The sequence below is a fragment of the Succinimonas sp. genome (genome assembly GCF_045225735.1).
In the GTDB taxonomy this organism is placed as follows: Bacteria; Pseudomonadota; Gammaproteobacteria; order Enterobacterales; family Succinivibrionaceae; genus Succinimonas.
On record NZ_JBGVBR010000383.1, the window covers coordinates 1 to 5,698 of the forward strand.

The 5,698-nt window shown below is 54.7% G+C and carries 3 protein-coding genes; 2 read left to right on the top strand and 1 reads right to left on the bottom strand.

Annotation, left to right across the window (positions count from 1 at the left end):
- The coding region (locus ACJROR_RS13600) for a hypothetical protein (RefSeq protein ID WP_406547574.1) at window positions 1-458 on the bottom strand (458 nt) is incomplete at its 3' end.
- Window positions 459-1,051: 593 nt separating this feature from the next.
- Here ACJROR_RS13600 and ACJROR_RS13605 point away from each other — a divergent pair.
- Both ACJROR_RS13605 and thrA read left to right on the top strand, forming a co-directional pair.
- Entirely contained in the window at window positions 1,052-3,034 is a 1,983-nt protein-coding gene (locus ACJROR_RS13605) for a diguanylate cyclase domain-containing protein (protein WP_406547575.1), read from the top strand.
- A gap of 360 nt (window positions 3,035-3,394) precedes the next feature.
- On the top strand, window positions 3,395-5,698 hold a 2,304-nt coding region (gene thrA, locus ACJROR_RS13610), incomplete at its 3' end, for a bifunctional aspartate kinase/homoserine dehydrogenase I (RefSeq protein ID WP_406547576.1).

The following is a 5,698-nucleotide window of genomic DNA, read 5'->3' on the forward strand; positions in this document are numbered from 1 at the left end:
ACCAGCGGAGGGAGCAGACAGGTGGTCAAAAGTATTCCCGGCTCCCGTTCTCCGCTCATATACAGAAGTCCGGTGCCCAGAATGCTCAGAAACAGGCAGACGGAAATCCATATTATGAGCCGCCGTCTGCGGGAGACGGGGCCGGACATGTACAGACTGCCGAGAATGCTTTTGATGTGCTCGATCCGGCTCCGGGAGAAATTGCGCATCAGCCGGAATTCCTGCCGGAGGAGATAATCTTCGTTCCACTTGTCCTCCGGCGCGAGTATTTCCTCAAGATCGCTGTCGATTATCCGATCATTCCGGAGAGCAGCGTGACTGAGCTCCCGGTCGAACCTCTGAAAATTGTCGGATGTGCCCCGGCGCAGGCTTCTTAAAAGCTGAAAGCGCGCCTGGCCGATATTGCTGTTCTCAAGAGCCCTGGCGAGATCCGGGGAGATGTCTGTCTGATTGTCCATGGCGAAGGAGTCCCGTTGAAAGTAAGCGCAGCATGCGGCTTCAATTATAGTTCTTTTCGCCGGCGTCATAAGAATTTTGCCGTAATCATGCAATTAATGTGATAAGTGTCATGGGAAAACTTTTGCCGCCGTTGTAACATCGGCGCTCCTTTAGCGTTCTCCTTTGCGAGGGCCTGCTTTTTCAGCCGGCAGCGGTAAGGAAAGTCCCGGACAGCGGTTATTCCGCCGCCTGCCGCGGGGCCTTTAAAACCGGAACGGAGAGCATAAAAAGAGAGCTTTTGTGAACAGTTTCGCAATGTGAATTATTGTACTAAAATAGAAGAGATTATAAGCAATAATGCTGTGCCGCGGGCATTTGCCGTTATCTCCTGAGAGCACAGACTTAATGTTCTTTTTGCCGGCGGGGTCGTGAATGCCGTTATCCGGCTCAGTTTCAGCCGGTTTTAAGCGCCTGAATTTTTTTGAACGGGCGGCAGCGTTTTCTGTAAAGAACGCATTAAATAAGTATAAAAATAGCAGCAGGGGCAAATATCCCGCTGCATTCGGGATTATCGGGTAGCCACATGTTCAGTCGCAAAGCCGGAAAGAAAGTTATGAAGGCCAGGTTTTGGGAAGCCTTTGCCAGTCTGGGCCTTCGCAATATCATTATAGCCGTGATTGCGATTGCCGCCACCACGGCAGCCCTCGCCACCGGCTTTTATGCCCTCTATTCTTCTGTCAAGGAAAGCATTTCCCTCCGGGGTGAAATCAGCGCCAGGGAGTTTTCCAAAAGCTTTGACGAATACCTCCTCACCGGTCTCAACACCATCAAGATGACCAGCTATACCGTGGACACCATGCTCCGGAACAAGATGACTCATGTGGAAGTCGAAAAATTCCTCAAAATGGAGTCCGAGAATATCAAAAACACCCTGGACAGCGATTCCACCGGACTCTACGGCCTCATAAACGATGTCTATGTGGACGGCGGCGACTGGGTGCCGGGGCCGGACTTCAACCCCCGGGAACGGCCGTGGTATCTGGAAACCATGGCTAACAAGACTAACATCACCTTCGTAAAGCCCTATGTGGACATGCAGACCGGCACAGCCATGATGACCATCACCGGACTTCTGGAGGACGGGCAAAGCATTGTGGCCATTGACGTGAGCCTCCGGGAGGTGCAGGAAATCACCGAGCATATCGGGGATGCCGCTGAGGGCGGCGTTGGCATGGTGCTGGACAATGAAGGCGGCGTGGTGGCTCATACCGACCGGAGCCAGGTGAAGCACGACTACCTTAAGGAGAATGGCACTCTGGGAGCTCTTATCGCCAGAAGAATATTCGTTGATAAGATTTCCCGGTTTGAGGTGGAATACGGCAATACCAGCTATATGGTTTATGCCGAGCCTCTGGCCGGCGGCTGGGTCAGTGTTTCGGCCATGAATACCGCCGAGCTTTTCAAGCTGCCCCGTTTTATTATTCAGTTTTCCGTGCTGGTGACGCTGCTGTCCCTGGCGGTTATTATCACCATCCTGTACAAGATCGCTCTTCGCAATCACTTCACTCTCAAGCTGAACATGCAGCTTTCCTCTGTGGGACGCATTTACGTCTGCATGTATGATGTCGACATTGACAGCAACACCTGCTCCAAAATCAGCTACCATGATTTTATTTCCGGCCGGGGCGGCTCTGCCGGCAAAACCGCTGGAAACAGGAAAGGCTGCGATCTTGCCGGAAAAACCGCTCCGGAGGAATCCGGAAATCCGGCTCCCGAGAATGTTGTTTGCGATAAATGCTTTGGTCTTGATGACGGAGCCGTGGCCCTGATTCCGGGAGACGCCCAGGCCAGCTTCACCAGGATTGCGGCCAGAATTTCCGATAAAAGCTCCCGGGAAAGAATGCTGCAGTTTGTGGATCTCAGTACCTTAGACGAAAGGATGCGCGGCGTTAATACGGTTACCGAAGAATTCCTGAACTGCTGCAACAAATGGTGCCGCACGCGCTTTATCGCGGAGAAGCGGGATGACGCCGGGCAGCTTGTCAGAGTGATCTGGCTGGTGGAGCTTATCGATCGGGAGAGACGGCAGCGGGAGAAGCTGAAGCATCTGGCCGAAATCGATCAGATGACCGGCATCTGCAACCGGGGCACCGGAGAGCATCGCATTTCAGAGTTCCTCTCTGAAAAGCAGAGCGGCATGTTCCTTCTTCTGGATATCGACAAGTTCAAGCAGTACAACGATACCTACGGTCACAAGGTCGGAGATCAGGTCATTATCAGCGTGGCCAAGGCTCTCACCGCCTCCTTCAGAAGCTATGATGTGGTGATGCGGCTGGGGGGGGACGAATTTGCCGTCTATGCCCTGGGCCTGACCACCCGGGACAAGGCTCAGGCGGTGATAGAGCGCCTTCTGCGCAATATTCAGGCCATCCGGATTCCCGAGATCGGCGATCGTTCCGTGTATGTCAGCGCCGGAGCGGCTTTCTATCGGGGCGACGGGGACATTGCCTTCCAGGAGATTTACGAGCAGGCGGACGGCTGCGCCTACATGAGCAAGAAGGATGCAGGAAATGCGGTGACCTACTTTAATTCCTGATGTTTCCGATCCAGACAGCGCTTCCGGGGGCGGCGCCCGGAGTGTCTTTTCTCCCCGGGGCGGTTCTGCGGCCATCTGTCCCGTCTATCCTACCTATCTATCCCCTCTGCGCCGCCTATGCCTCGCCTCCTGTACCCTGCTACCTGTGCTCCTGTGCCGTGTTCTTGACAAAATACCTCATATTTGGGATCATTTACCCTGTTTTCTTGTGCCCACCGGGTAAATTATTCAGGATTGTCAGGCGTTTGCCGGGCCTTTATTGACAGCAGCGGAAAATGAAAGCCGCGGCTTTCGCCCGGGTAAACGCGGAAGAGCCCGATTCGTCAGGATTCAGGGCTTTTTTTAATTTCAGAGGTATTGATGCGGGTTTTAAAGTTTGGAGGGACTTCTCTGGCCAACGCCGAGAGATTTCTTCGCGTTTCAGATATTGTTGTAAATACCCACCGCAAATCTCAGGTTGCGCTGGTGCTCTCGGCTCCCGCCAAGGTTACCAACCTTCTGGCGGATCTGGTGGACAAGGCTTCTCAGGGCCTTGATGCCACTCCGATCATTGCCGAGATTAAGTCGATTTTTTCCGGACTTATTGCCGGTATTCAGGAGCGTTATCCGGCCTATGAGGCTGCCGAGCTCTACCGGAAAATGGAGGAAGAGTTTGCTCTGGTTCAGAAGAGAATTCAGGGCATTACTTTGCTGGGGCAGTGTCCGGACAATGTTCAGGCCTTCATTCTGAGCCGCGGCGAAAAGCTTTCGGTAGTGCTGATGGAGGCTCTCCTTAAGGCCCGGGGCGAGCAGGTTACCCGGCTGTGCTCCGTGGAAACTCTGAAAACCAATGGCGGCTATCTGGAATCCCGGATTAATCTGGAGGCTTCCCGGAAGCTTTTCCAGGAACGCAAGGTCAACAATTACACCATCTATATCATGATGGGCTTCACCGGCGGCAATGAAAAGGGTGAGCTCACCCTTCTGGGCCGCAACGGTTCCGACTATTCCGCCGCCTGCCTTGCGGTGTGCGTCAATGCCGAGTCCTGCGAGATCTGGACTGATGTGGACGGCGTATACAGCTGCGATCCCCGCATTGTTCCGGATGCCATCCTCCTGAAGCGGCTCAGCTACAAGGAGGCCATGGAGCTTTCCTACTTCGGCGCCAAGGTGCTCCATCCCAGAACCATTGCTCCCATTGCCCAGTACCGCATTCCCTGTCATATCAAGAACAGCCTTAATCCGGAGTGCGAGGGCACCCTGATTGCCCAGATCGGTGATCCCTCCCTGCCGGTGAAGGGCATCTCGGATCTCAAGGACATTACCCTAGTGAACATTTCCGGCCCCGGCATGAAGGGCATGGTGGGCATGGCCGGACGCATCTTTACCTGCGTTTCCCAGGCCCGGATTTCCATTGCTCTGATCACCCAGTCATCCTCCGAGTACAGCATCAGCTTCTGCATTCACTCCTCCGACAAGGAGAGGGCGGAGCGGGCTCTGGAGGAGGAGTTCCAGCTGGAGCTCAAGGACGGGCTTCTGGACAGCATTGACTTTGTGGAAAACAAGGCCATTATTTCCGTGGTGGGAGACGGCATGCTCACGGTGCGGGGCATTGCCTCCAAGTTCTTCTCCGCTCTGGCTCTGGCCAATATCAACGTTAATGCCATCGCTCAGGGCTCTTCGGAGAGATCCATATCCGCGGTGGTATCCCGGAACAAGGTCAGCGAGGCCATCAAGATCTGCCATCAGAACTTCTTCAGCTCCATTCAGCACATCGATGTTCTGGTTATCGGAGTGGGCGGCGTAGGGGGCTCGCTTCTGGAGCAGATCCGCCGTCAGCAGCCGGTGCTCCTTAAGAATCACAACCTCATGATCCGCGTTTTCGGTCTCTGCAATTCCAAGCACATGATCCTGAGTCCGGAAGGCATTGATCTGGGGTCGGATTACCGCGCCGCTCTTAATGAATCGCAGGAGGCCTTCAGTCTGGCCCGGGCCAAGGAGTTTATCACCGAGACCCATTTCATAAACCCGGTGATTGTGGACTGCACTTCAGATCAGTCCATTGCCGATCAGTATGCGGATTTCCTGCTTTCCGGCTTTCATGTGGTCACTCCCAACAAAAAGGCCAACACCGGCAGCATGGAGTACTATCGCAAGCTCCGGGAGGCCGCGCAGTTCCGCCGGCGGAAGTTCCTTTATGAAACCAATGTGGGCGCCGGACTTCCGGTTATCGAGAATCTGCAGAACCTTATCGCCGCCGGCGACCGGCTGCAGCGGTTCAGCGGCATTCTCTCGGGCTCCCTGTCCTTTATCTTCGGCAAGCTGGACGAGGGCATGAGCTTCTCCGAGGCTACCCTGATCGCCCGGGACAAGGGCTTCACCGAACCGGATCCCCGGGATGATCTGAACGGCATGGATGTGGCTAGGAAGATTCTCATTCTGGCCCGGGAATGCGGCATGGAGCTCACCCTGCAGGATGTGGAGGTGGAAATGGCTCTCCCGCCGGGATTTGACGCTTCCGGCAGCAAGGAGGATTTCCTTAAGCGTCTTCCTGAAGCTGATGCTTACTTCCGGGATCAGATCGCCGATGCCAAATCCAAGGGCGAAACCCTCCGTTATGTGGGAACCATTGAGAACGGCAAGTGCCGGGTGGGGATTTCCCGGGTCAATGAAGAGGATCCTCTG

Coding starts and splice junctions, on each gene's coding strand:
- ACJROR_RS13605 (WP_406547575.1), top strand. CDS start 1,052: ATGAAGGCCAGGTTTTGGGAAGCCTTTGCCAGTCTGGGCCTTCGCAAT.